Source organism: Pseudoalteromonas sp. S558, assembly GCF_005886635.1.
GTDB classification, from domain to species: domain Bacteria; phylum Pseudomonadota; class Gammaproteobacteria; order Enterobacterales; family Alteromonadaceae; genus Pseudoalteromonas; species Pseudoalteromonas aliena.
Window position 1 is genome coordinate 1 of the sequence record NZ_PNDU01000006.1, and the last position, 26,037, is coordinate 26,037.

Consider the following 26,037-nt stretch of genomic DNA (forward strand, 5'->3'; position numbering starts at 1 on the left):
ATCATTTTAGCGTATTAAATAACTCACTAACTGCGTTGAATTTACTTGCAATAGGCCCGCTATTGACGCGTAAATTCGCCTTGTTTTCACTGAAAATCTCTGGCTAGAGAAAATAAATTTAAATATCACCATGATTCAATACGTTAGTAAATCTCTTAACCAGAGCTCAGGTTATTTAAATATAGTGATCTAAATAAAAAAGCCGTATTTAAGTTATTAAATACGGCTTTTTATTAAATTATAAGTTCAAATTTACACTTTGAAAGCATCTACAGATAAGCGTAATTCTTCAGCCAGTTTCGCAACTTCAGAGCTCGAAATGTTTGTTTGACTTGCGCCTTCAGCTGTTTGTTCTGCAATCGCTACAATTGACTCGAGGCGCTCGCTAATTTCTTGGGCTACTTGCTGCTGCTCAAGCGCGGCAGTGGAGATTTCTTCACTGACATCGTGAGCTTGTGATACAGCAAATGTGATTGAGTCAAGAGCAGTGCTTGCAAGATCAGATTGTTCAACACACGATACGGCACGCTGTTTACCTTTGCCCATTGCCGTTACGGCGGCTTCTGCGCCAGTCTGTAGTGATTCAATCATTGATTGTATCTCTTGGGTAGACTCTTGAGTTTTACTTGCTAAAGAGCGGACCTCGTCAGCTACAACGGCAAAGCCTCTACCATACTCACCAGCACGAGCAGCTTCAATCGCGGCATTTAATGCTAGCAAGTTGGTTTGATCTGCAATACCACGTATTACATCTAGTATACTGCCAATTGATGCACTGTCTTGATGTAGCTTATTAATAACCAAGGAGGCGTCATCAACTTCACGAGCCAACTGTTCAATAGTTGCTTTGTTATTATTAGAAATACCTTTAACGCGTTCAGCTTCTTTATCGGCATTTTTAATTTCACTTAAGGCTTGCTGTGCGCTATTACTAACTGTTTGCGATGTGCTACTCATTTCGGTTGTTGCAGTTGCAGCTTGCTCAACCTGAGCCTGTTGATTACGAATTGCTTGGCTTGATTCAGCTGTAATTGCAGATGTCTGCTCAGATGCAGCAGCAAGTTGGGTTGAGCGAGAAATAATACCTTTAATCAAACTACGTAAGCTATCTATTAATGTATTACAACTTTTAGATAGTTCGCCAAATTCATCTTTAGCACTGTCATCTAATCGCTGTGTCATGTCACCACTGGCAACAATATCTAAAATACGATTAACTTCAGCAAGCGGTTTGGTAATTCGGCTTACGGTAATAACTGCAATAAGAATCGCAAGAATAGTCGCAATGATCATACCAACCCATGTCCATAAATTGGCAGAATCTACATCATTACGAACCCCTTCTTGAAGTTTAAATGCTTCGTCACTAGCTCGGTTAACTAATTCATCAATTTGATTTAGCGCCATTTTTGTTGCTTGTTCAGATTGCGCAAGTTCTTTTTCTGTAAGCGTAATAGCATCAATTAACCGCTTTTTATTTGCAGCTAAACTGTTACTGCCTTTGATGTTGTTTTCTAGAGTATCGACAAACCCTTTAAGGCTGCCAAATAAATCACTATGGCTTTGCTCTATAGCTGGTTTGATTAAAGCGACGGTGCGTATCACTTCATCTAAGTAATAGGTTTGCTCATTTTTAACAATATCGAGAGTGTTAAGTGTTTTAACGGTCAGCATATCTGTACTGTTACTTACAACCGACATAAAGTTATTTTCTAAATTATTAGCGGCTTGAAATGCGCGAGGGTGATTTTCTTCTAATCCATCAATATCAATGATATCAAGAACCAAAGAGTTTGCGTCTTCAGCATTAAGCTCTATTTTTTCAAGCTGCGCTTTTAATGTTTTATTTAGCGCGAGCTGCTTTCCTTTGTCTGCGATTAAGTTCTCAACAGTGCCTAAAAAGCTTAAATATGTTTTTTCTACATTTTGGCTGTTTTGACTTAGTACGGGATCTTCTTTAACAACAGCCTGTAGTTCGCTATGAAGCGTATCGAATAGCTTTTTTTGTTCTAGTACACGTTTTTTTATTGGCTCCAGCTCACTTGCTGACGAGGTATAAAAGCTAGCTTGGGCAGCTTTACTCATTAAGATAAATTCGGCTTGTAGCTCAGAACTCTTGTTCAATGCAGGAAGCGATAAGAGGTTCACTTTTTGAGTAGAACGGTCAATATTGGCTATTTTTATTAGAGAATTGCCACCAATTATTAAAAGTAAAAGTGTGATGAATATAAAACCACCCCAGATACGTTGCCTTACAGTTAGATTCATATGGATTTCCACTCAAAAGTACTTCATTTAAAACTTATCGGCATTTATGCTGATAAGTTAAGTAATTAACAACAATATATTTAATTATATTTTAACTCTTAGTCTACAAACCTAACAGATGTACAGTTTTTTTTCAGTTTATTTAGACAAAAGATGGGATTTTTCGGTAATTCTTTTTTTATTCGCGAGTTCCATTAAGGTCATGCTGTTACCCCATACACAGCCTGTATCCAAAGCATGTACGTGCTTGTAACCAGTTTCACCTTTAAGAGCAGCCCAGTGACCAAAAACAATGTCTTGTTTTACATTGTAAATATTTGGATGACAAAACCAAGAGATTAAAGTGTTACTCTGGGTTATTGCGCCTTTTGCATTAAGTTCTAATTTATTATCTTGTGTTAAAAAGCGCATCCGAGTGAAATAGTTAACTATGTATCGAAACTTTTCAAATTCATCAAGAGCGCTTGACCACGCTATAGGATGAGGTTGATACATCAGTTTGAAAAACATTTTAGCGTTATTTGATTGATAACAGGTCTGTGCAAATTGCGCGTGCTTTAAAGCTTGCTTAACTGACCAATCAGGATTGAGTCCAGCATGAGATATAAAACTATTGTGTTTTTCTAAATATAATGCAAGTGGTTGAGTTTGCAAATAACTAATATAGCGCTGTAGTTTATTGCTATCAAATATTGCAGTGAGTTTATCTTTTGGGTTGGCGGGTTTATTAAGATAATGGCAGGCAATCATGTGCAGATCATGATTGCCAAGAGTGATGGTTACGCTATTTTGGTGTTTATAAATATAATCTAAGCAAGCTAGGGAGTCCGGCCCTCGTGCTATTATATCGCCCACCAAATAAAGATGATCTTTACTAGGATTAAAGTCAACTCGTTGCAGTAAGGCGTTAAACTCACTAAAGCAGCCTTGTAAATCGCCTATCGCATAATCAGCCATCAGATATAGCCATTACTTAATGTAAAATATTAGGACATGCCAAACGAAACACGTTAATAGGGGCTTGGAACTCAGAACCAAATTCGTTACGTAAAGTATAATGCCCTTGCATAGTACCTACTGGAGTATCGAGTATAGCACCGCTCGTGTATTTGTAACTTTCCCCAGGCCCAATTGTTGGCATTTCGCCTACAACCCCTTCGCCCTCAACTTCAATTTCTTTACCATTTGCATCTGTTATCAACCAGTATCGACTGAGCAATTTAGCACTACAAAGGCTGTGATTTCTAATTGTTACCGAATAAGCAAATACGTATTTTTCAATTTCAGGTTGTGATTGGCCTTCTACGTAAAATGTTTCTACCGATACTTTTACAGGTGATCCAATATTACTGCTTGTTGTCATAAATCCAGTTAGCTATATCAATAAATTGTTGTAAAGATAAGCGTTCAGCACGTAATGTTACATCTATTCCAATGCTGGTAAGCTCTTCAGCGGTTAGTAGATTACCTAAACTGTTTCGTAATGTTTTACGACGTTGGTTAAAGGCTTCAAGACAAACCGTATTTAAAATTTTAACGCTTTTTGCAGTGCGTTGTTCTGGTTTCTTAGGTATTAGGCGAATTACAGCTGAATCTACCTTAGGTGCAGGTTTAAAACACTCAGGTGGAACTTCTATCACTGGCATTGCGTTACAGTAATATTGAGTCATTACGCTTAGACGACCAAACGTTTTGCTGCCAGGACCTGCCACCATACGTTTTACTACTTCTTTTTGTAGCATAAAGTGCATGTGTTCAATATTGTCAGCAAACTCAAAAAGGTGGAACAATAATGGTGTTGAAATATTATAAGGTAAGTTACCAAACACTTTTAATTTTTTGTCATCTCTAACTAAGCTTGCAAAGTCAAACGTCATTGCATCGCCCTGGTTTACTGTTAGCTTAGGACCTAAAAAAGGATGCTCAATTAAACGTTGTGCTAAATCTTTATCTAATTCAACAACCGTTAGATGGCCACTTAGCTCAGCAACAGGTTCAGTAATTGCGCCAAGGCCAGGGCCAATCTCTACTAAGTTATCTTCTGGTTTAGGATCAATAGCAGAGACTATTTTATCGATAATCATTTCGTCGAATAAAAAGTTTTGCCCAAAACGTTTACGGGCGCGGTGTCCTAAATGTACTTTATCGGTCATTGATTTGTGCTTTTTCTTGGGCGAGCTTAATTGCTTCGCGGATCGCTAATTCAAAACTGCCAACATCAGCTGTACCTGCACCGGCTAAATCTAGCGCAGTACCATGATCAACTGAGGTGCGAATAAATGGTAAGCCGAGTGTTATATTCACCGATTTACCAAATCCTTTGTATTTTAGCACAGGTAAACCCTGATCGTGATACATAGCAAGTACGGCATCTGCTTGCGATAAATATTTATCTTGAAACAGGGTGTCGGCAGGTAAAGGGCCAATTAGATTCATTCCTTGGCTTCTCAGTATTTCGAGTGTAGGAGTAATCGTTTCTATTTCTTCACGGCCAAGGTGGCCATCTTCTCCTGCATGTGGGTTTAATCCACACACTAATATTCGAGGTTTTTCGATACCAAACTTAGTTTGTAAGTCGTGATTTAAAATCCCAGCAACTTTAATTAACCTATCTTCGGTAATCGCACGTGATACGTAAGCAAGCGGTATATGAGTTGTTACGAGTGCAACCCTAAGTCCTTCAGTTGCTAACATCATCACCACATCAGCGGTATTTGATTGCTGTGCAAAGTACTCTGTATGGCCGCTAAACGAGATGCCTGCTTTGTTAATAATGCCTTTATGCACAGGCCCAGTAACAACAGCATCGTATGTGCCATTCATATTTTTTTCACTTGCTATGCGCAAAGTATCTAATACATATTGACCATTTGCATCGTTCAGTACACCAAGCTCTACCTTAGCAGCTAAATCGACTTGATCTATGTATACACTGCCTGCTGGAGCGGGTAATGCTGGCTTATTCTCATCAAATTTAATTAAATTAATAGATAAACCAAGGTGTTTTGCGCGCTCTTTGAGTAATTTGCTATCGGCAATAACAACAAGCTGTGCATCCCACGCTTGCTGAGCAAGCGTGAGTAGCAAGTCTGGGCCGATACCAGCAGGCTCACCTAGAGTAATGGCAATTCGTAAAGTCATATTTACTCGTCTGTAGGAAGAATGTTTACGTAAGCTTGCTCGCGCATTTCTTGCTGCCAATTAAAACTTTCTTCCTTAAATTTACGGTTAAATAGCATGCCGTGTGCACGATTACGTTTAGCTAAGTCTGTTTTATCAGCCACACGTTTACCTAATAGTTGAACTATATGCCAACCGTATTGAGTTCTAAATGGTTCGCTAATTTCATCTTGGTTGAGTGAAAGTAGGGCATCTTTAAATGCTGGAACGTATGTTGTTGGATCGGTCCAGTCGTATTCACCGCCTTTAAGTGCTGAACCAGGATCTTCAGAATGTTCTTTAGCTAACTCGGCAAAATCTGCAGTGCCTGCGCGCAACTCTTTGGCAAAACCAATAAGCATATTACGTGCTTTTTCTTCACTTAAAATAATTGATGGTTTAATCAGTATATGTCGAGATTTAACTTCAGTTGTTTCAACAACTTGACGCCCACGGATTTCTTGAACTTTAATAATATGAAAGCCAGCACCAGAACGAAGTGGACCAATAATAGCGCCGCTTTTTTGGCCCTTTACTGCTTCCGCAAATAATGACGGCATTTCATTGATGCCCATCCAGCCAAGTTGTCCGCCTTCAAGTGCTTTTGAACCACTAGATGAAGAAATTGCAATACGTTTAAATTCTTGGCCGTCTTGCAAAAACTCAATGACTTTATCTGCACGAACCTTAGCATCAGCGATTTCATCAGCGCTTGCATTGTTAGGAATATCAATAAGGATATGACCAATATCATACTCTTCAGTATTTTGACCTTGGCTCTCCATAATTTTTAAGAGATTATCAACTTCTTGCTCGCTAATGTAAATGCGACGATCTACATTTGCTCGCGTTACTTGTTGCGTTGTAATTTCTCTGCGTATTTCTTCTCGGTATGCTTGAAAGCTCTCGCCTGAGTCTTCAACAGTGCGACGTAAATCGGCAATGCTTCCGCCTTGATCTTTAGCCATGCTTGCTAATGTTTGATCAAGTTGGCTATCAGATATTTCTAGGCCCATACGATCGGCCATTTGCATCATTAGTGTTTGACTTACTAAACGCTCTATTGCTTGTACACGAAGTGTTTCGTCTTTAGGCAGTTGTTGATTTTGCTCTTTGGCTTGCTTTTTAACACGATTTATAATGGTGTTAACTTCGCTTTTTAAAATAACTCCTTCGTTTACAACGCCTACGACCTTATCAATCTCTACCGGAGCCGCTACTGCACTTTGGCAAAGGCTGACACTTAAAACTGCTGATGTTAATAATTTTTTTAAATTCATATTCTTTTTACTACTCTTGCTAATAGTACTATTGTGATACTAGTTATTAAGAAAATACGGTCTACGATAACCAAAAATACCTTGCTGTAATAATTTTTGTGCATCGTAACTGTTTTTACTACCAAGCCCTTTTAATACAAAATTCAAACGAATGCTTGAATCAAAAGTTGCCTGCTCTTGTCCTATTGACTGGTTCAAATCTGTTTCAATTTGACGATGGCCAGTAATTTGGAATGCCCAACAGCATGATTCATACTGCAAGCCACTCAATATTTCAACACTTCTATTATTATCGAGGTCACGATGATAGCTTGCAATAAACTTCCATTCGTCACTAATTGGAATGCTTGTAAAAACGCCTGCTTGTTCAATTGTATTTCCTGAGACATCATTTGCATAGCGATGGTTCAATTGTACTAGTTGATTATTGTCACCTTTATAATCTAAGGTCGCATTTGATTGGATCATCTGTTTACTATCGGTATCATATTGAATACCGCCAGAGAAGTACCAACGGCGATGCCAATGTAACATGGTTTGTGCCGCAAATAATGCATTGTAATTAGTACCAGAGGCTAGCCCTTGCTCTGTAGGCTTAGCTGAATCACTTAAATAAAATATTTGTCCGGCACTAAAGTTAAATACCTCTTCTTGTTTTTTATCGAACAAGCGCGTTGTTGCACCAAGAGTGAATTGATTGGCAGCAGCAATGCGGTCAACCCCCGAAAAGCGAACGTCTCTAAATAAACCGTAATAATCGTCTTGTAGTTTAGTGGTATCAAATAAGCCAATATCAGATTGATCTTTATTGGTTGTATACAAATATTGAATTTGTGGCTCTAGGGTTTGAATACCATCTTCAATAAAATAGGATGTATCACGCTCAAAATTGAGTTGAGAATATAAGCGAACTTTTGGAATCGTTCGAGATATACTTTCGCGGTATTGTGTCCCTTTTAAATCACCATGTTGTTTATAATTTGTTTGCAATAAACTTATTTCAGACAAAAAAGACCATGCATGCTCTTTATAATCAAAGCGTGCTTTAGGTTCAATATGAACACGTGTTGCTTGATCAATAACCGCTGAATCATTCGTAAAATGGCTTATTTCACCAGCGATGCTTAAATCAAAATTATCAACGCGCCACGGTGCTGTTTGCGTAAAGTTAATTTGCGGTATTGCGGTATATGACTTTAAATGATCACCTAGTACTTCAAAGTTTTGTACTTTAATATCTGTACGCCACGTCTCGCCGAGATGGGTTAGTGAACCTGTACGATATAATTGGGTGTCAGTTTTACTGGCGTAGTTAGATTTTAAATCAGTAATATAGTTATCATCGCTTACGTTACTGATATCAACGTTAGCGCGCCAATTTTCACCTATATAGCTTCTTTGTTGCCAATGAAACATATAACGTTCACCAAGATCGGGTTCAGAGTCATCTTTGTTTAAGTACTCTATACCGACTAAGCCTTCGTGTTGCTCTGTTAAGTATCTAAACTCTGTTTGTAGTTGCAGGCCTTTGCGCGACATATAGCGTGGCGTAATGGTGGCATCTAAATTAGGTGCAATATTCCAGTAATATGGCGTTATTGTTTCAAGTCCATATTTATCCGAACTTGAGATGTTTGGTGTAAGCAAGCCCGATTTGCGGCGCTCATCAAGCGGGAAAGTAAAATATGGCAAATATAAAACGGGTGTATCAAGAATCCGTAATATAGCGTTATGTGTTTCGCCCCAGCCTTCCTCGCGCGATAAATTAATTTCGTCCGCTTCAATTTCCCATGCAGGGGTTTCGCCAGGGCAAGCAGTAAAGCTTGCATTCATGAGCATTAAGCCAGACTCATTAATTGATAGCTTTTCAGCACCGCCTTTACCTTGTTGCTCAGTTAAGCTGTAGTCTGCACCAAGCAAACTAACTTCTGAATTATTTAGGTCAGCGTTTAAGCCCGTACTACTTATTTGGCTAATAGTATCTCGGTAAGTAATTGGGCCTGTTGCATTTAATAAACCGCGTTGCTTGTCTATCAGGGCGGTTTGTGCGGACAAACTCATCTTAACGGTGTTAATATCAACATTGCCGGTAAATTCAGCGCTTTGGGTGCCCAAGAGCTCTACATCATCAGCTTTAATGTCAACTGTACCAAGTTTGAGACCTGGAAGCGGTTGCCAAGCTCTGGTTTGCATTGAAGTGCCACAAAATTTGTGCGCAAATTCAGTTTCGGCAAGCGATGGTGCGCTAAGAACGCTTAGCATCAATATGCCCCAGGTTTTGCTCATTTATAGACCTCAATGTTTTTTATTTTATTTAGGCTAGACATAATAAAGGAAAATAATGGCAAATACAGTAATTGACCTAATTAACTTAGTGAAAAGTAGATATCTTATAAAATGACACGCTTTAAAAATTTACAACAATTTATAAACACACACTTTAATACTCAGGTAGCTACCTTAACGGCTATTACGGCCGATGCGAGTTTTAGGCGTTATTATCGTTTAAATTACGCTAATGAACGCTTTATAGTGATGGACTCAGATCCACAAAAAGTGAATAACACTCCTTATATACTGCTCAATCCTGTATTTACTGAACACGGTTTTTTATTACCTCGTATTATAGCCAGTGATGAAACACAGGGCTTTTTTATATTGAGCGATTTAGGGTGTACACATTTGGCCGATATGCTCGATGATGTAAATAGGGTCACGTATTATCAACAGTTAATTACGTTAAGTGCGCAGTGGGCAAAAACACCGGCATCGCCATATATGCAAGCTTATAATAAAGATTTTATTACGCTTGAATTAGATATATTTAAACAATGGTTAGTTAATGGTTTTATAGATCTTGAATCTACCTTAGAGTCAAATACCCAACTGCAAACAATGTGGCAAGCAAGCTGCAAGCTTTTAACTGAGGTGATGTTAGTTCAACCTACTGTAACAATGCATCGCGACTACCATAGTCGCAATATAATGAATAGCGATGGTCAATGGGCAATTATAGATTATCAAGATACAGTTCGCGGTCCGCTTTGCTATGATCTCGTATCGCTACTACGCGATTGTTACTTTAAATTACCAAAAGATGAGCTAACAACTTTACTTGAATTTGGTTACGGTGAGTTTACTCGTCAAAACTTAGTGGCTAACACTTCATTTAATGAGTTTAAATATTGGTTTGATTTAACAGGCCTGCAACGTCATCTAAAAGCGGCAGGTATTTTTTGTCGATTATATTTACGCGATGGTAAGGCCGGCTATTTAGACAATATTTTACCTACTCTTGATTACATCATTGAGGTAGCGGCTAATTATCCCGAGCTTAAAGCGTTGAGTGATTGGACTAAAAATAGCATAGTGCCAAAAGTGATTGAAAAGTTAGCAAAGGAGCGCAAATGAAAGCGATGATTCTAGCCGCAGGGCGCGGACAACGCATGATGCCACTCACCCAAAACATGCCAAAGCCTATGCTAAAAGTGGCTGGAAAACCGCTGATTGAGCACCACATTAATAGTTTAAAAGCCGCTGGTATTAGCGATATTGTAATAAATCTCGCGTGGCAAGGTGATAAAATCAAAGATTACTTTAAAGATGGTAGCCAGTTTGGTGTAAGCATAGAGTACAGCCAAGAAATTAAGGGAGGGCTTGAAACTGCAGGTGGCATTATTCAAGCGCTACCATTATTAGGGGATTCATTTATTGTTATTAATGGCGATATATTTACCGATTACGATGTCAGCTCGCTTGCTCAGTTGCACCTACAACCAGGTGAGGCGCACATAGTATTAATAGAAAATCCACCACATAACCCTGAGGGAGATTTTACGTTAAGCCATTTATCGCCCGAAAGTCCAAAATATACATTCTCAGGTATTAGTCGTTACCAAGCGGACTTTTTTAAAGGTATTGAACTGGGTAGCTGTCCACTTGGGCCAATATTGCGTAAAAAATTAAGTGAACGTTTAATCTCAACCGAACTCTATATTGGTCAGTGGGATGATATAGGTACACCCGAACGTTTAGTGACACTTAATGAGCGCTTAGCGCTAGCCAATACATAAAATTTACTAAAAGGTAGTTATTTAGATGTGGGGAAAAATACTCGGTTTTTGTTTTGGCTTTATGTTTGGCCGATTTTTTGGAGCCATTCTTGGCCTTTACTTAGGCCATTTATTTGATAAAAGCCTAAAAAGTGACTTTGATAAAGCGGGGGGCTTTTCAAGCTTATTTAAAGGTGACGATGTACACGAGCGTCAAGCGTTATTCTTTTCGAGCTGTTTTGCTGTTATGGGTCACATCGCAAAATCGAATGGACGAATTAGTGAGGTACATATAAAAGCAGCTAATTTATTTATGGATGAAATGGGCTTGAAGGGTGAGGATCGTCGTGAGGCTCAATATGCTTTTTCATCGGGTAAAGGTGTAGATTTTTCACTCAAAGAAACCGTAAGTGATTTTAAAGAGCGTTTTGCTAAACGTCATGATTTGATGCAATTGTTTTTAGAAATTCAAATTCAAATGGCATTTTCCGATGGGGTATTAGCTGAGCAAGAAAAAAAACTTCTTCATGAAGTTAGTAAGCAGTTAGGTATTTCTAAAACACATTTTGCGTTTGTACTAAAGCGCTACCAAGCTGAGTTTAACTTTAGGCAGCACCAACAGCGCTTTAAGCAGCAACAAAGCCAAGGGCAAAGTAGTAGCTATCGTGAAGGTTCTGGCCATCATGTACCACCAAATAATAATATGGATCGTGCACAAGCACTTGCGCTACTAGGGCTTAATGATGGTGTTACTGAGCGTGAGATAAAAGTAGCGTATCGTAAGTTAATGGCGCAGCATCATCCTGATAAACTGGTATCGCAAGGGTTACCAAAGCACATGATGGAGCTGGCTGTTAAAAAGAGCCAAGATATTCAGGCTGCTTACGAGTATTTAAAAAAGGCGGCGTAGAAAACCGTCAATTTCTTTAGTCAAACGTGCATGTTGTTCTGGTTGATCTCGCAAGCCAAACAGTGCTCGTTGGCGATAATCAAATTTAGCATTACGGTTAACCCAGCGTTGACGATTTTTAAGATTCATTAAAATTTCATTGTTGTCATCAGCGTAGTAAATATCGAGTAAGGCTGGCGTAACAAGTGACGTTGTTTGGCTCAAATCTTTATTGCGCTTAGTATTAGGTAAGTAACTACTTAAACTTATAAATGCATCAACTTTTTGTTCTGGAAAGTCGGCATAGTGTTCTAGCAACACACCTGCACTGGTGCCTTGCGTAATAACCACTATGTTACCAGGCTCCTCCATTGCAGTTTGGTATAACGCATTAAAACGAGCAATTAAGTTTATTTTATAGTTATCAAGTACTTCGTTCGTTACTTTCTCTATTGCATCGACATGATGAGGCTCTGCCTGTTTTTTTATGTCAGTAGGTTTGTCTGCACTTTCGGTCGTGTCTGGTATTGATGTGGCTGTTTCAGGTGTGATTGGAGGTACTATCTTGCTGGCTTGCCAATCTATATCGGGTACGGTCATCGCGTAAGTTGTGTAGCCTAAGTTATTTAACTCTTTACGTAAAAAACTCATGCCCGCATTGTTAGTAGGAGCTGTTTGCCAATCAGGTATAAGTAACACAATACCTCTAAAGTCGGCGCTCATGTATTCACTGTATAAACTTAAAAATTCGGTGTCGCCTGCAAGTATCGATTTTATTTCATCATTAGGCAGTAGACGTTCAATATCGCCGTTTTCAATGCTTGATAGACTTGGCGGAGCAATATGCTCAGCAGCAGATACTTGCATGCCTAAAAATAACGTACTGCTTAGCAATACGTTAAACAGCGTATTTTTAAAAAACGGTGCAAATACCATAATAAACCTAAATAATTAATATTAATTAGATATCGGCGCTGCACGCTAAAAGTTTAGCGTTATGATTTAATAATCAATATTAGTAAAGCTTATTAAAACTCAGGCTCTGCTTCAAATGTAAGTACTTGCTCTGTTACTGGGTGCTTTAGCTGTAGCATTTGTGCATGCAGTTGTAAGCGGGGCGCTGCGGCAAGTGCGTCTTTATGAGCATAGAGCCTATCACCTAAAATAGGGTGGCCAAGGCTTAGCATATGCACACGTAACTGATGTGAGCGCCCTGTTATTGGCGTTAGCTCTACACGGGTAGCATCGGCTTCGCGCTCAAGTATTTTAAAGTGCGTAAGCGATGGCTTACCATTTTCGTGATCAACCATTTGTTTAGGGCGATTAGGCCAATCACAAATAAGCGGCAGATCCACGGTTCCCATTTCTTGCTCAAGCTGCCCAAATACACGTGCAATATAACGCTTCGCTGTTTCGCGTTCTTGAAATTGCATGCTTAAATGCCTGTGGGCTGCTTTATTCATAGCAAGGCAAAGTATGCCTGATGTTGCCATATCTAAACGGTGGACTATTTTAGCTGTTGGGAAAACACGATTAACACGGCTTATTAAACAATCGGCATGTTTAGGATCTTTACCCGGGACGGTTAATAACTCACTGGGTTTATTAACGATGAGCAAGTCGTCGTCTTGGAAAAGTATTGTTAAATACGGGCTCATTGGGGGATTATAGTTAACTAACACAGCCTGCCTTAATGATTTTTAAGGGCGCTATTTTAGTGGAGCGAGGCTGAAGGCTCAAGGGAAAAATTTATTGCGTGTTTTTTGTTCTGGTGTAAAATTACACCAACTATTGCAAGTAAGGTTTAATGTTATGGCTAGACAAAGTATTTCGCTTACTGAGCAAAATGATTTATGGCTGCGTAATCACGTTGAAAACGTGGGTGATTACGCAAATAAAAGTGAACTGGTAAACGACCTGATCAGGCGTGCTCGAAGAGCTGAGGTAATAAATAGTAAGCTTGCAAAGTCTGAGCAAAGTGGCTTTAGCACTCAATCTGCAGATGAAATGCTAGCAGAATTCAAATCAAGCACGAAGTAATGCGTACATACAAGCTTTCAAACGATGCTAAAGCAGATTTACGTCGCATTTACCAGTACGGCTGTGATGAATATTCACAACAGCAAGCAGATAATTATTTTTATGCTTTTTTTACTATGTTTGAAAAACTAGCAGCAAACCCTTATTTCTACCAATCAGTTGAGCATATACGTAAGGGTTATCGGCGAGCAGTCTGTGGTTCAGACAGTATTTATTACAGGGTTACCGAAGAAAATGTAGAAATTATGGCTATTTTGGGTGGACAAAATACACAAGAGTGGTTGTGAAAATTTAATCTGGATACCAAGCAAAGGAGGTTTCATGTATGGAAATATAGAGTTTTATTGCAGTCGATGTGGTGAATTAAATAGTCATGAGCCCGATTCTAATAATGACTTATCTCTTGCTATTGACGGGGAGGTTGAGCACCAATTAGAAATCCTTAATTGCACTAACTGTGGCAATCCTTTTCAGGTGCATGTAAGTAAAGATCCTAACTCTTTAAATTTTGATTATCACCTAAATGATGGTTATAAGCTAGGAGAAGAAGAAAGTGAGTATCAAGCTGTATTTAAAAGTGCCGTATTTAACTTAGATCAATTAACCTATCATCTTTTATCAGAAAACTATGTCAATAATACTTATTTTAATAGACTGTTTTATACTCAATGTATCATTACGTTGGAGACTTACTTTGGTGATGCATTAAGGTGCCATGTACTCAGTTCAGATGAGTATATAAAAAAGTTCATCCTTACTTCGGAAAAGCTTAAAAATGAGACGTACTCTCTTAAGCTTATTATTCAAAAACCTAATTTATTAGAAGATATAGTCACCAGTAGATTATCAGAAATTCTTTATCATAATCTCGGGGTAGTTAGTAAAATATATATGAATGTATTAGATATTGATCTTCAAAAGCTGATAGTAAATGAAAGGCGATATTTTGAGACTGCAATACTTATCAGGCATGATTGTGTTCATCGAAGTGGAAAGACAAAAGATGGAAAAGCTCATTATATTTCAAGGGATGATATCCAAAAGCTTGCAATCTCAGTCAGCCAATTGATTTTAAATTTACATGATGCAATGCAATATCTCGACGTGAACATAAGCGAAAATATTGGAGGTATTAGCTTCTAGTTAATATAGATTGTGAGTCTAGTGACGGAATAGTTACTGTGTTTTAGATGTATTTTTATGAAAAAAAGCGCGGTATCAATACCGCGCTTTTCTTTAGTTTATACTCACTAGCAATGTATTACTAACGACGTATAGCTTTATATTGAAAGCTTAAACCTTAATGCGAAACCACTATTAGTCGAATGGCATCAAGTTGTAACTGCGTTTTTTCAATATACGTAGTTAGGTCGTTGCGTTGCTTATCGTAAAACGTTATTTCTTCTTGGCGAATATTTGGGTTAATTTGCTTAAGGGCAACAAGTCGCTCTTGCTCTTCACTAAGTGATGTTTGCATTTTAACAAGCGACGCTGCACGAATAACTTCAAGTTTTTCTTGTGCCATATCTTTAGCTGTTGTGATCATAGGGTGAACAGCGCTTTGCAGTGCTCCCGCAAGTTTACTGGCTGTTTGGCGGCCAACGGCTGATAACTGCTGATTAAAGCCTTCAAAAGCCACGTTTTCACCTAGATTATTACCTGCTTTATCGAGCAATATACGAATTGGTGTAGGCGGTAAAAAGCGACCAACTTGCAATACTTTTGGTGCCATTGCTTCTGCAACAAAAATAAGCTCAACAAAAAAGGTGCCAGGCGGTAATTTTTTGTTTTTAAGCAGTGCAACTGATGCGCTACCAAAGTCATCGTCACAAATCATATCCATAGTGCCTTGCACCATAGGGTGATCCCAGCTGATAAAGTGTACGTCTTCTTGCGAAAGTGCCGTGTCGCGATCAAATGTAACCGTCATGCCATCGTCTTTAAGTGATGGGAATGAGGCACTTAACATATGCTCAGTTGGCTTTAAGATAATGGTGTTTTCGCCTTTATCTTCTTGGCTTACACCAAATGTGTCGAACACGTTGATCATGTAGCTTGGCAACTCAAACTGGTTATCGAGTTTTTCAATATCAGCTACAAGCGAATCTGCAGCACCTTGACCCGATGAATGTAGCTCTAGTAAACGATCTCGTCCGCTTTCCATTTTTTTACGCAGTACTGCATTTTGCTGTGCTACTTGCTCAAGTAATGGATCGAGTTCGTCTTCATCGCAGTTATGCGCAGAAATATATTCAAGTAGATCATCACGGAACTCTTTATAAAGCATTTGGCCTGTTGACGAGGTAGATTCGAATGCATCTAGACCTTCGTTGTACCAACGTAGCAATACTTCTTGAGCGGTGTTTTCAAAATATGGCACATGAATGTTCACATCTTGCGTTTGACCTATACGGTCTAATCGACCAATACGCTGCTCTAGTAAATCTGGGTTCAGTGGTAAATCAAACAGTACTAAGTGATGCGAGAACTGGAAGTTACGACCTTCTGAGCCAATTTCTGAACACAGTAATATTTGTGCATTATCATATTCATCTGCAAAAAATGCAGCAGCGCGGTCACGCTCAATAATAGACATACCTTCGTGGAATACCGAGGCTTTAATTGCTTCGCGTTCACGCAGTATTTGCTCAAGGCTGATAGCTGTTTCAGCTTTAGCACATATAAGTAGTACTTTTTCACGTTTAAGTGTTTTAAGGGTGTCGATTAACCAATCTACACGTGGATCGAATAAACCCCAGCTTGCGCTTTCGCCTTCAAATTCTTGAAATATTTTTTCAGGAAAAAGAGCACGGTGTGCACTTAGTTCAGGGTTTTGAATGCCGCCCATGTTACCAAGAACCGACATAGCCGTTTTATACTGCTTTGGTAATGCCATTGGGTAGGCGTGTAATTTACGACTTGGGTAGCCGTCAATGCCGCTGCGGCTGTTTCTAAATAATATACGACCTGTGCCGTGGCGATCGAGCAGCATGTTAAGTATTTCTTTACGAGCTGGTAAATTACCTTGCTGTGCTTTTGCAAGAATATCGGTAATGTCGGTTTCTTTTAATAGTTCAATTAGCGTGGCTTTAGCTGTGTCGTCCAGAGCTTGCTCTTGCAGTAATTGATTTGCAGCTTCAGCTACGTCTTTATAATTTGCTTCTTCTTCTTTAAACACGTCGTAGTCGTAAAAACGGTCTGGATCGAGTAACTGTAAACGTGCAAAGTGGCTGCTGTGACCAAGTTGATCAGGCGTTGCGGTAAGTAAAATAAGGCCTGGAATATCTTGGCTAAGCTCTGCCATACGTTGGTACTCTGAGCTTGGCTTGCCGTTATTTATACTTAGGTGATGGGCTTCATCTATAACTAGTAAATCCCAATCAGCAAGCGTTGCTTGTTCAAACCAGCGTTTTTTCTTGGTTAAAAACTCAAGGCTGGTAAGTACCAATTGCTCTGTATCAAATACGTTTGGAGAGTCAGCAAATGCTTCGTCGCAGCGCTCTTCATCAAAAATAGAAAAACGTAAGTTAAAGCGGCGTAGCATTTCTACTAACCATTGGTGCTGTAGGTTTTCAGGCACCACAATAAGTACGCGGCTTGCACGGCCACTAATAATTTGTTGATGTAGTATCATGCCCGCTTCAATTGTTTTACCAAGGCCTACTTCATCTGATAAAAGTACGCGTGGTGCAAAACGTTTACCCACTTCTTGGGCAATATAAAGCTGGTGCGGAATAAGATTAGCACGCTGACCAATTAAGCCTTTAATAGGCGATTGTTCACGTTCAAATTTATGTAACCACGTTTGGTAGCGAAGTGTGTAGCGATCAAAACGATCGACTTGGCCCGCAAATAAACGATCTTGTGGTTTATTAAACTTAATAAAATGATCTAAAAAGGTTTCTTTTAACTCGGCTGTTTCTCCGTTATCAACACGTGTGCCATGATAACAAAGTAACTCGCCTTGCACTTCAATAGACTCTACTTCTAATTCCCATTCTTCAACGCTTTTGATCACATCGCCAGGATTAAATGCCACACGGGTAACAGGTGCTTCTGCAGAAGAATAAACACGGCTCTCACCACTGGCAGGAAATAATATGCTGACCTGACGGCCTTCAATGGCAACAACGGTGCCTAATCCTAAATCTGACTCTGTATCACTGATCCAACGCTGACCTAAGGAAAAATTCATGTATGTCTCGTCTATGATGAAAAAGGCGGCTATGTTACCTGTAAGCTAACACCACTGCAAGGCGCTATTTGGCTCACTTTTAATTAATTTTGTAAGTGTTAATTATTACTATTAACACAACTTGTTTATGGCTGATTTTTTTATAAATCAAAACTAATTATGGTTTGTAATAAAACGGACTTTTATGACAAATAGACTAAACTTACATTATGCCTTGGCAATTAAGTATTGCAGGTTTAAGTTTTGCCCGTTTTACTTAGTTATTTTGGTATAGCATAAAAATCATAAAACGTAAGGAAAGTGCTATGGAAAAAGCTTCGAACCTTGAAAGTAAAATGTATGTGCTAGATACCAACGTACTACTTCACGAACCTCTCGCTTATTTGTCTTTTCAAGAACACAATGTTGTTATTCCGATGACAGTACTTGAAGAACTTGACCACATAAAAGACAGAAAACACGATGTAAGTCGTGATGCGCGCGTCGCTATTCGTGGACTAGATGAAGTACTTAAAAATGCAACCCCTGAACAAATGCTACAAGGCGTGGCGCTGCCAAGTAATAAAAAGGCAAAAGCGAGCTCTGCGGGTACACTCATAATTGTAAACGACCATTTATTTGCCGACTCGATTTCGGGGCTGCCTGGTAACGAAAACGATCATCGGATTATTAACTGTGCGGTGTATTTACAAAAGCAACACAGTGATTCAAAAGTTATATTGGTAACAAAAGACATAAACATGCGCTTAAAAGCCAAAGGCGCAGGACTTAAATATGTTGAGGATTATCGTACCGATCAACTTATTGACGATATAAGCTTACTCACTAGTGGTTATAAAAAAATTGAAGGCGATTTTTGGGATCATGTTGGGCAGTGCAATACTGAGCAACATGGCCGAGATACATTTCATCATGTGCCTAAAAATTTAATCCCTGATGTATTTTGTAATGAATATTTGCTTGATGGCGGAGATCACTTTGCTGCACGTGTTAAATCGTACGATGATGAGCACATTACGTTAAAAGATATTAGCGTTGAGCGCTTAATGCATCAACAAGCATGGGGCGTTAAGCCAAAAAATATTTATCAAGGTATGGCGCTTGATGCACTCCTTGATACAAGTATAGAGCTTGTTATTTTAACCGGCCCAGCAGGGTGTGGTAAAACCTTGTTAGCGCTTGCCAGCGCCCTTGAAATGGTTATCGAAAAAGGTATTTACGACAAAGTAATAGTTACCCGTAATACCCCAGAGATAGCAGAATCCATCGGTTTTTTACCCGGTACGGAGGAGGAAAAAATGGCACCGTGGCTTGCAGCCATTACCGATACGCTGGAGGTATTGCACAAAGGCGACGAAAACCCGATATCGAGCCGAAACTATATTATGGAAAAGGCTAATGTGCAGTTTAAATCGGTTAACTTTATGCGCGGCCGCAGTATTCAAAATGCAGTGGTGATTTTAGATGAGAGCCAAAATTTAACGGCATCCCAGCTGAAAACGATTATTACTCGCTGCGGCGAAGGTACTAAATTAATTTGTACGGGTAACTTGGCGCAAATAGACAGTAATTATCTAACCCCAGTGACTTCTGGCCTAACGTATATAGTAGAGCGCTTCAAAAAATTTGAAGGCAGCGCAACTATAAACCTCAATGGTGTTGTACGTAGTCGATTAGCCTCATTCGCAGAAGAAAATTTATAACTTGCGCTTAACAAATTGGCTCGATAGTCTATTGATTGATTTTCGGGCCATAACGCAGGCAGTACGTTGATTTTTTTACCTCTTAAACATTATTATCGTTCTTTATTTGTTGCGCTTTTAGTCCCCCTAATCGTCGCATTTTTACTTTGTTTGCACTTATACACTATTAAGCTAGAGCGTGCTGTTGAAAAGCGTGAAGCTGACTTTACCAATGTTTCAGCGCAGGTCAATCATGATATGGAAGCCGTGAGTAACTTATTAACGGCCATGTTTACTTTGTATAAACAGCCTCCTCATCAAGAGTTTAGTCACTTGTTGCTTAAGGGTGTTAATCAACACAAAGGTTATTACTATCATCATTTTGCTGTTCAAGGCTCGGAGGTTGTTGGTAAAGGAGAATTTGCGTTATCTACACGTGCTATTTCTCAGTGGCAGCAAGTTATCGCTTTGGGGCCATCGTTTAATACAACGCTTGCATTGATGCCGTCTTTATCGGCAGTTGCCTATGTCGATGATGATGGATTTGCGTATGTAGCTAGACGTAATAAAGATCAAAGTTTATTTTTGACGGAAATATTAAACGGTAAATTTAAACCTGAATTTTCGCCAAATAAGCTTTCTTCAAGCCCTATAATTAAAGTAAATGACAAAGCGTATTTTGCAATAGGTCGACAGCGAGAGATTGACTCGCACGATTATATTATTTTAATTTATGATATACAGACGATCTCGGCTTGGTTAAAAAAGATCTCTCCGGCGAGCAGTGGAGAGTATGTTTTTATGAATCAATTTCATCAAATTATCGCCAGTTCAAAAAATGAAATAGCACAAGCAACAAAGTTAAAACCTTATTGGCCTAAATTAGCTGAACACCATCAAAAATCAACGGTGTTAACAAGCGATAAAAACTACTTTATGCAAGCGATGGGAAATTTACCCATCCACGCTGCATTTTATGAATCTAAATCACAATTAGTAACCCCGATTCAATACGAAATACTATTAGAGTTTATGTTTTTGACACTATTTTTAAGTTTGATGTTTTGTGTGTTTTTTTGGTTAAGCCAGCGTATTTTTGTGAAGCCGATGACCCGCTTAATGCATTATTTAGAGCAAAATGATGAACAGCAAAGTGAGCAGCTTAATTACAAAGTACCACTGAACTGGCAACCTTGGTTTTCTAAAGTAAAGCGTGTGTTTATTAAAAATGAACAATTAGTAGAATCGTTACAAAACGCAAATAAAAAATTAGATAAACAGGTACAGCTACAATCCGAAAAATTAAAGCGCAGTTACGAAGCCAAAGAGCGTCACTTAGCTTTGCTAAATACCATGCTCAATAGTGTGCCAGATCTTATTTATTTCAAAAATATCGATGGCTCCTTTTTAGGATGTAATAAAGCATTTGAAGCTTATATAGGTAAAGAGCAAACAGCGTTGGTTGGTAAATGCATGGAAGAAATAAGTGATGATGACGAGCAAATTAGTATTCTTGAGAAGCAGGTATTACAAAATCGTAACGATATTCAACAGCGTATAGATACAGAAGACAAATCTTATCAATTAACTATAGCTCCTTTTTATAATGAGCATCAACACTTGTTGGGTACAATGGGAATAGGGCGCGATATAACCGAGCAGCAGCAAACGTTATATGCTTTAAAAGCGTCAGAATCTAAATTTAGAAGTGCGATTGAATTTGCTGCAAATAGCGTTATGTTGTTATCGCTTGAGCACACTATTTTACAGGTTAATAAAGCCGCTCGAAAACTATTTGTTGAACAGCCCGTTTTAGTTGGAGAGCCACTTAAAGCGCTGTTTGATAATAACCAATGGCAAGAGATAGAGGCCACCTTGGCCCAGCTACTTGATGATAAGAAAAAAGTTTATCATTTAACGTTAGCGCAAGTAAATCTCGCTAGTTGGCTGCAAATGAGTGTATCGCTTGTGTGGGACGAAAAACGCGATCCATCTTATTACGTGATCCACTTACAGGATGTAAGTGCACTTACTAAAGCGAAACACGATGCGGAGCGTGCAACTCTTGCTAAAAGCCGGTTTATCGCTAATTTAAGCCATGAAATACGTACCCCTCTTAATGCAGTATTAGGTTTACTTGACATGCTTACAGAGCAAGGGCTTACTCAAAAACAGCGAAAACAAACGGGGCAAGCTAAGCATGCTGCGCAGAGCTTGCTGCTAATGCTAAACCGAATGCTTGATTTTGCTCGTGTAGAGAGCGCACAGGCTGAACTGAAATTAACGCCGTTTAGTGTTGTTGAGCTCATTGATATTTGCGAGAGCCTAACGGCGCCTTTGTGTGAAAACAAAGATGTTGAGTTTGTGATTGATGTAGACCCTTTAATCGCCCCAGTTTTAATGTGCGATAGTATTCGTTTACAACAAATACTAGGTAATCTATTAACGAATGCAGTTAAGTTTACTAAAGCAGGGTCAATCACGCTTAAAATGGATTTGCTCAAAGATGGAATTGCTGAGCAGGCGATTTGCTTTCGAGTTATTGATACTGGAAACGGTATAGATAAAATAGATCAAAGGCGTCTATTCGATGCCTTTACTCAAGGGGACGAATCGTCGACACGAAAGCATCAAGGCGTTGGCTTGGGTTTAGCTATTGTTAAACATGCGGTTTCGTTAATGGGCGGCGATATTGCTTTAAAAAGTGATAAAGGACATGGGAGTGAATTTTACTTTAGTATTTCACTACATGTCGATACAACAACACACTACTCATTACCAAGCGATACGTTGAGTATTGTTTCAGAGCAAAGTCGGGAGTTAAATCGTGTCACGGAGGCTTTTTCACAATTAGCTCGCGTTGATTTGAATGAAGCTTCAAAGTCCCCACTAAAGCTTGCAGAGACTAAACAATTAATCATAGATGCAACGGATCTCCCTATATTGCTAAAGGTAAAAGAAATAAAGGATTCGTTAACGTCAAATGCCACTTCCATTATTTTAATAAATCATCAGCAAACAGTAGATTTATCGACGATTGAGTCTTTAGATATCCACTATATTAAGGCTTCAGCACTTGGTCAGCGACTGTTTAATTTAAGCTCGCATCTTGAACCGAGGTTTAAAAGTGGTGAAGTTATTTTAGATTCAGGGAAAGGTAATCAGGATATAGCAGGTCTCTTAATATTAGCAATTGACGATAATCAATTAAATTTAGACATTATCAATAGTGTACTGTGCCAAGCTGGAGCTAATGTTGTTGTTGCTTTAAGTGCCCAAGAGGGGATGGAATTATTATCAGGGTTGAGACCTGATTTAATTTTAATGGATGTCCAAATGCCACATATAGATGGCTGCCAAGCAACAATATTAATCCGCCAACAGTTTGACGCAGAACAACTCCCTATTTTTGCATTAACAGCACATTGCGAGCCGGCAGATATTGAGCGTTCCTTAGGCTGTGGTATGAACAAGCATTTAGTGAAACCTGTTGTGGCTAACGTATTGATTGAGGCAATAGCTGAGTTATCGCTCTCTAAACCTTGTTTTTTTGATAGATCATTTGCTTTAGCGCAGTTTAATTTAGACGAAACGTTACTAAATACGATGATGGATAAATTTGCTGAATTGTGTGAAACCCAGTTAATACAAATAAAGGAGAGTACCAATGAAGTTGATTTGGTACGCTTAGTGCATAGTATCAAAGGAGTCGCAGGTAATTTAGGCTTTAAAAGACTATCGTATTGCGCGCAGCAATGTGAGAAGCACCTTAAAACAACTAATAGCCTAGATGAATCTATCGAAATTACCATGCAAGCATTCATTATGCAGTTAAAACAGGTTATTGTTTTTATAAAAGTTTAGGAGCTCAGGATGTCAAAAAAAGCGAAAGTACTGATTGTTGATGACGATCCTATCAATCGGTTAGTACTAGAGAAAACATTGAATGCTGAGCATGACGTATTTTTAGTTGGAAGCGGTGAAAAAGCACTGACCTTTGTAGAAACAATGCAAGTTGACTTAATTATACTTGATGTAGTGATGCCAGGGCTTAATGGTTATGAAGTGTTGGTTAAGCTAAAAGAAAACCCAATCACACACGCGATACCAGTTATTTTTATATCCGCTAATCACAGCCATGAAGATGAATCTAAAGGTTTAGAACTTGGTGCTATGGATTATATAACTAAGCCATTTAGCGCCTCTATAGTTCGCGTAAGGGTACGTAATCAGTTATTAATAAAGCAAAAAAATGACTTGCTAGAAATGCTAGTTTCAATAGATGGCTTAACAGAAATACCGAATAGACGTTATCTTGACGAAAACCTCTCCCGAGAGTGGCAAAAAAGCAAACGCAGTGGCTTACCTCTTTCCGTTATACTTATGGATATAGATCACTTTAAACGCTACAACGATTATTACGGACATCGTGCTGGTGATGATTGTTTAAAAAAAGTAGCCCACGCGTTGGTTGGTGAGTGTGAGCGAGGAAACGATTTTATTGCTCGCTATGGCGGGGAAGAATTTGCCGCTGTATTACCCGAAATTGGTAAGCTGGAGGCAGTCGCATTTGCAAGTAAATTACGAAAAGCAGTTAATAGTTTAAACATAGAGCATACAGAGTCACTCAACGCTAACCACATCACCATTAGTATTGGTATAGCAACGACTGAAAGTGGCAAAATAGGCGCAGAGCACACTCTTTTAGAAGAAGCTGACATAGGCCTGTATGCGGCTAAGGATGCCGGGCGAGATAGAATAGTCGCACGCTAAAAACTTAATATACAAAAACGCCAATATTCATATATTGACGTTTTTCGTCTCAAACACTTTTTATTGGTTACTGCGCGATCATACCTAAAGCGGTTTCACCAATGCCCACTAACTTATCATTTTTAAATACAAGTGGCGTACATTCATCTTTCGTTGTTTTAGAATCTGAATGCTTGCTATGAGTTACATAAAAAAGTACTTGGTATACATCGTCATCTTTTTTTAATAGCTCTGTGAAATTAGGTGTTTTTAATTGCGCTAAAACAGATTGATAACTGCTATCCATTTTTAGCTCTGATATAGCTTCACGATTATTTTTATGTTGTGCTTGCCAGCTAGATGAATTCTTACCAGCCCAATGAGTCTCAGCTTCACCATCTGATACGGCAATAACACAGCCTGTTAAAAATGGAGCGACTAAAGCGGCTGCTAAAAGTGATTTTTTCATTTTTATTTACCTTAATAAGATTTTTAATTGGTTATTAGCTGTATCAAAGCAAAGAGTAGACCATATTTATAAATTGTTATTAATCAGTTTGTTAAGTGGGTTAGGCTGTTTTTATTTAATAAAATATTAAATGTATTAGTAAAAACAGCCATTTTTTAGTTTATTTGATTACTACAATAAAATCATTACACCAAGCGGTTGCGTGATTCGCCTTTGGTAAATGCAGCAATATTTAAACTTACTTCATTAATTAAACGAACAATAGATTCAGTGCTTGCCCATGCTATATGTGGAGTAAGTAAAAGGTTATTACCTTTGTAATTAGCAAGTGGGTTTGAAAGCTCAGCAGGTTCTTTAGTTAGTACATCAACACCGGCTCCAGCAATTAGGTTTTGCTCAAGCGCTGTAGCTAAGTCGGATTCGTTAATAATTCCACCACGTGCTGTATTAATAATTATAGCGCTTGGCTTCATCATTTTAAGCTCATTAAGTGCAATTAAATCACGTGTTTCATCTGTTAGCGGGCAGTGTACGCTGATTATATCGGCTGTTTTAATGGTCTCTTCAAAAGGGATACGGCCATCACGACATGTAACACCTTTGCGCTCTGCAACAATAACATTTGCGCCAAATGCTTCGGCCACTTTAGCTACGCCTTGACCTAACGTACCACCGCCTATAATGGCAAATGTTTTGCCTTGTAAGTCGTTAAAGCTGTAATCGAGTATGCAAAACATGTCACTTTTTTGCCAAGCGCCTTGCAGGCAATCAGCTTGGTAGCGGTGTGTATTACCCAGTAAGTTAGTAATTAAAGAAAATGTATGCTGAACAACAGAAGGGGTTGAATAGCCTGCTACGTTAGTAACAGCAATACCAAACTCTTTTGCGGCTTCTAAATCAACATTGTTAGTCCCTGTAGCACTAACACAAATAAGTTTTAATTTTTTTAATTGGCTAATCGTTCCTCGATTTAAAACTACTTTATTAGTTATTAATACATCAGCGTCTTGGCAATGTTCAATAACTTGCTCTGGGCTGGTAAGTTCATAAATCGTTAATTTACCAAGTTGTTCAATACATGTAAGAGGCGTTTTAGCTAACGTTGCGTTATCAAGAATAGTAATGTTCATTATGGCCCTAAAATAAGTGGATCTGAAAGAGTTAAAATCGTAAAAAAAAGAGGCTTACGATCTATCAAAAATCTAAAATATGGGCTTAAGGTACTACGAAAGAAAGGCTTTGTTAATGGTA

General features: G+C 38.7%; 20 protein-coding genes and 1 pseudogene. 9 read left to right on the plus strand and 12 right to left on the minus strand.

Going from position 1 to position 26,037, the window contains the following annotated elements; all coding sequences use genetic code 11:
- Positions 1-252: 252 nt before the first annotated feature.
- The 7 genes from CWB66_RS00230 to lptD all read right to left on the minus strand — a co-directional run bounded on the left by CWB66_RS00230 (position 253) and on the right by lptD (position 8,993).
- On the minus strand, positions 253-2,268 hold the full coding sequence (locus CWB66_RS00230; protein WP_138583875.1) for a methyl-accepting chemotaxis protein: 2,016 nt from the start codon (positions 2,266-2,268) through the stop codon (positions 253-255).
- A 138-nt stretch (positions 2,269-2,406) separates the two neighbouring features.
- On the minus strand, positions 2,407-3,225 hold the full coding sequence (locus CWB66_RS00235; protein WP_138583876.1) for a symmetrical bis(5'-nucleosyl)-tetraphosphatase: 819 nt from the start codon (positions 3,223-3,225) through the stop codon (positions 2,407-2,409).
- A gap of 16 nt (positions 3,226-3,241) precedes the next feature.
- Positions 3,242-3,631, minus strand: coding sequence for a Co2+/Mg2+ efflux facilitator ApaG/CorD (gene apaG / locus CWB66_RS00240; protein ID WP_138583877.1), 390 nt, complete (start codon positions 3,629-3,631; stop codon positions 3,242-3,244).
- On the minus strand, positions 3,615-4,421 hold the full coding sequence (rsmA, locus tag CWB66_RS00245; RefSeq protein ID WP_077536923.1) for a 16S rRNA (adenine(1518)-N(6)/adenine(1519)-N(6))-dimethyltransferase RsmA: 807 nt from the start codon (positions 4,419-4,421) through the stop codon (positions 3,615-3,617). Before rsmA ends, apaG begins: the two co-directional genes overlap by 17 nt.
- Positions 4,411-5,409: a 4-hydroxythreonine-4-phosphate dehydrogenase PdxA gene (pdxA, locus tag CWB66_RS00250; RefSeq protein WP_138583878.1), complete on the minus strand. Its 999-nt coding sequence runs from the start codon at positions 5,407-5,409 to the stop codon at positions 4,411-4,413. Before pdxA ends, rsmA begins: the two co-directional genes overlap by 11 nt.
- A 2-nt stretch (positions 5,410-5,411) precedes the next feature.
- A complete protein-coding gene (gene surA / locus CWB66_RS00255; protein WP_138583879.1) occupies positions 5,412-6,707 on the minus strand; it encodes a peptidylprolyl isomerase SurA in 1,296 nt (431 codons plus the stop codon).
- A 39-nt stretch (positions 6,708-6,746) separates the two neighbouring features.
- A complete protein-coding gene (gene lptD, locus CWB66_RS00260) occupies positions 6,747-8,993 on the minus strand; it encodes an LPS assembly protein LptD (RefSeq protein WP_138583880.1) in 2,247 nt (748 codons plus the stop codon).
- Positions 8,994-9,104: 111 nt separating this feature from the next.
- On the opposite strand from lptD, the gene CWB66_RS00265 reads away from it, so the two are divergent.
- Genes CWB66_RS00265 through djlA form a run of 3 tightly spaced genes read left to right on the plus strand, consistent with a single transcriptional unit; the run spans position 9,105 to position 11,669 of the window.
- Entirely contained in the window at positions 9,105-10,118 is a 1,014-nt protein-coding gene (locus CWB66_RS00265; RefSeq protein ID WP_138583881.1) for an aminoglycoside phosphotransferase family protein, read from the plus strand.
- Positions 10,115-10,780 (plus strand): N-acetylmuramate alpha-1-phosphate uridylyltransferase MurU, encoded by a 666-nt coding sequence (gene murU, locus CWB66_RS00270; RefSeq protein WP_138583882.1) that lies wholly within the window; start codon positions 10,115-10,117, stop codon positions 10,778-10,780. Before CWB66_RS00265 ends, murU begins: the two co-directional genes overlap by 4 nt.
- A 25-nt stretch (positions 10,781-10,805) precedes the next feature.
- The gene (gene djlA, locus CWB66_RS00275) at positions 10,806-11,669 is read left to right on the plus strand and encodes a co-chaperone DjlA (protein ID WP_138583883.1); all 864 of its coding nucleotides are present in this window, start codon (positions 10,806-10,808) and stop codon (positions 11,667-11,669) included.
- Here the strand turns inward: djlA and CWB66_RS00280 are convergent.
- Positions 11,652-12,584 (minus strand): DUF3530 family protein, encoded by a 933-nt coding sequence (locus CWB66_RS00280; protein ID WP_138583884.1) that lies wholly within the window; start codon positions 12,582-12,584, stop codon positions 11,652-11,654. The two genes, djlA and CWB66_RS00280, sit on opposite strands and share 18 nt — an antisense overlap.
- A gap of 92 nt (positions 12,585-12,676) precedes the next feature.
- Entirely contained in the window at positions 12,677-13,330 is a 654-nt protein-coding gene (rluA, locus tag CWB66_RS00285) for a bifunctional tRNA pseudouridine(32) synthase/23S rRNA pseudouridine(746) synthase RluA (RefSeq protein WP_138583885.1), read from the minus strand.
- A gap of 130 nt (positions 13,331-13,460) precedes the next feature.
- Between rluA and CWB66_RS00290 the strand changes: the two genes are divergently transcribed.
- The 3 genes from CWB66_RS00290 to CWB66_RS00300 are packed head-to-tail and all read left to right on the plus strand — an operon-like array spanning position 13,461 to position 14,831.
- On the plus strand, positions 13,461-13,688 hold the full coding sequence (locus tag CWB66_RS00290) for a ribbon-helix-helix domain-containing protein (RefSeq protein ID WP_033038999.1): 228 nt from the start codon (positions 13,461-13,463) through the stop codon (positions 13,686-13,688).
- On the plus strand, positions 13,688-13,975 hold the full coding sequence (locus tag CWB66_RS00295; RefSeq protein ID WP_138583886.1) for a type II toxin-antitoxin system RelE/ParE family toxin: 288 nt from the start codon (positions 13,688-13,690) through the stop codon (positions 13,973-13,975). Before CWB66_RS00290 ends, CWB66_RS00295 begins: the two co-directional genes overlap by 1 nt.
- A gap of 34 nt (positions 13,976-14,009) precedes the next feature.
- A complete protein-coding gene (locus tag CWB66_RS00300) occupies positions 14,010-14,831 on the plus strand; it encodes a hypothetical protein (protein WP_138583887.1) in 822 nt (273 codons plus the stop codon).
- Positions 14,832-14,988: 157 nt separating this feature from the next.
- Here CWB66_RS00300 and rapA read toward each other — a convergent pair whose 3' ends face one another.
- The gene (rapA, locus tag CWB66_RS00305; RefSeq protein ID WP_138583888.1) at positions 14,989-17,883 is read right to left on the minus strand and encodes an RNA polymerase-associated protein RapA; all 2,895 of its coding nucleotides are present in this window, start codon (positions 17,881-17,883) and stop codon (positions 14,989-14,991) included.
- A gap of 305 nt (positions 17,884-18,188) precedes the next feature.
- Here rapA and CWB66_RS00310 point away from each other — a divergent pair, with 305 nt between their 5' ends.
- The 3 genes and pseudogenes from CWB66_RS00310 to CWB66_RS00320 all read left to right on the plus strand — a co-directional run bounded on the left by CWB66_RS00310 (position 18,189) and on the right by CWB66_RS00320 (position 24,338).
- The gene (locus CWB66_RS00310; RefSeq protein WP_138583889.1) at positions 18,189-19,586 is read left to right on the plus strand and encodes a PhoH family protein; all 1,398 of its coding nucleotides are present in this window, start codon (positions 18,189-18,191) and stop codon (positions 19,584-19,586) included.
- A gap of 66 nt (positions 19,587-19,652) precedes the next feature.
- Positions 19,653-23,470, plus strand: a pseudogene (locus tag CWB66_RS00315) (PAS domain-containing hybrid sensor histidine kinase/response regulator).
- Positions 23,439-24,338 (plus strand): GGDEF domain-containing response regulator, encoded by a 900-nt coding sequence (locus tag CWB66_RS00320; RefSeq protein ID WP_138583891.1) that lies wholly within the window; start codon positions 23,439-23,441, stop codon positions 24,336-24,338. Before CWB66_RS00315 ends, CWB66_RS00320 begins: the two are co-directional and overlap by 32 nt.
- 67 nt (positions 24,339-24,405) lie before the next feature.
- Here CWB66_RS00320 and CWB66_RS00325 read toward each other — a convergent pair whose 3' ends face one another.
- Positions 24,406-24,786: a DUF3192 domain-containing protein gene (locus tag CWB66_RS00325; RefSeq protein ID WP_138583892.1), complete on the minus strand. Its 381-nt coding sequence runs from the start codon at positions 24,784-24,786 to the stop codon at positions 24,406-24,408.
- A 185-nt stretch (positions 24,787-24,971) separates the two neighbouring features.
- Positions 24,972-25,916 (minus strand): D-2-hydroxyacid dehydrogenase, encoded by a 945-nt coding sequence (locus CWB66_RS00330; RefSeq protein ID WP_138583893.1) that lies wholly within the window; start codon positions 25,914-25,916, stop codon positions 24,972-24,974.
- Positions 25,917-26,037 lie beyond the last annotated feature (121 nt).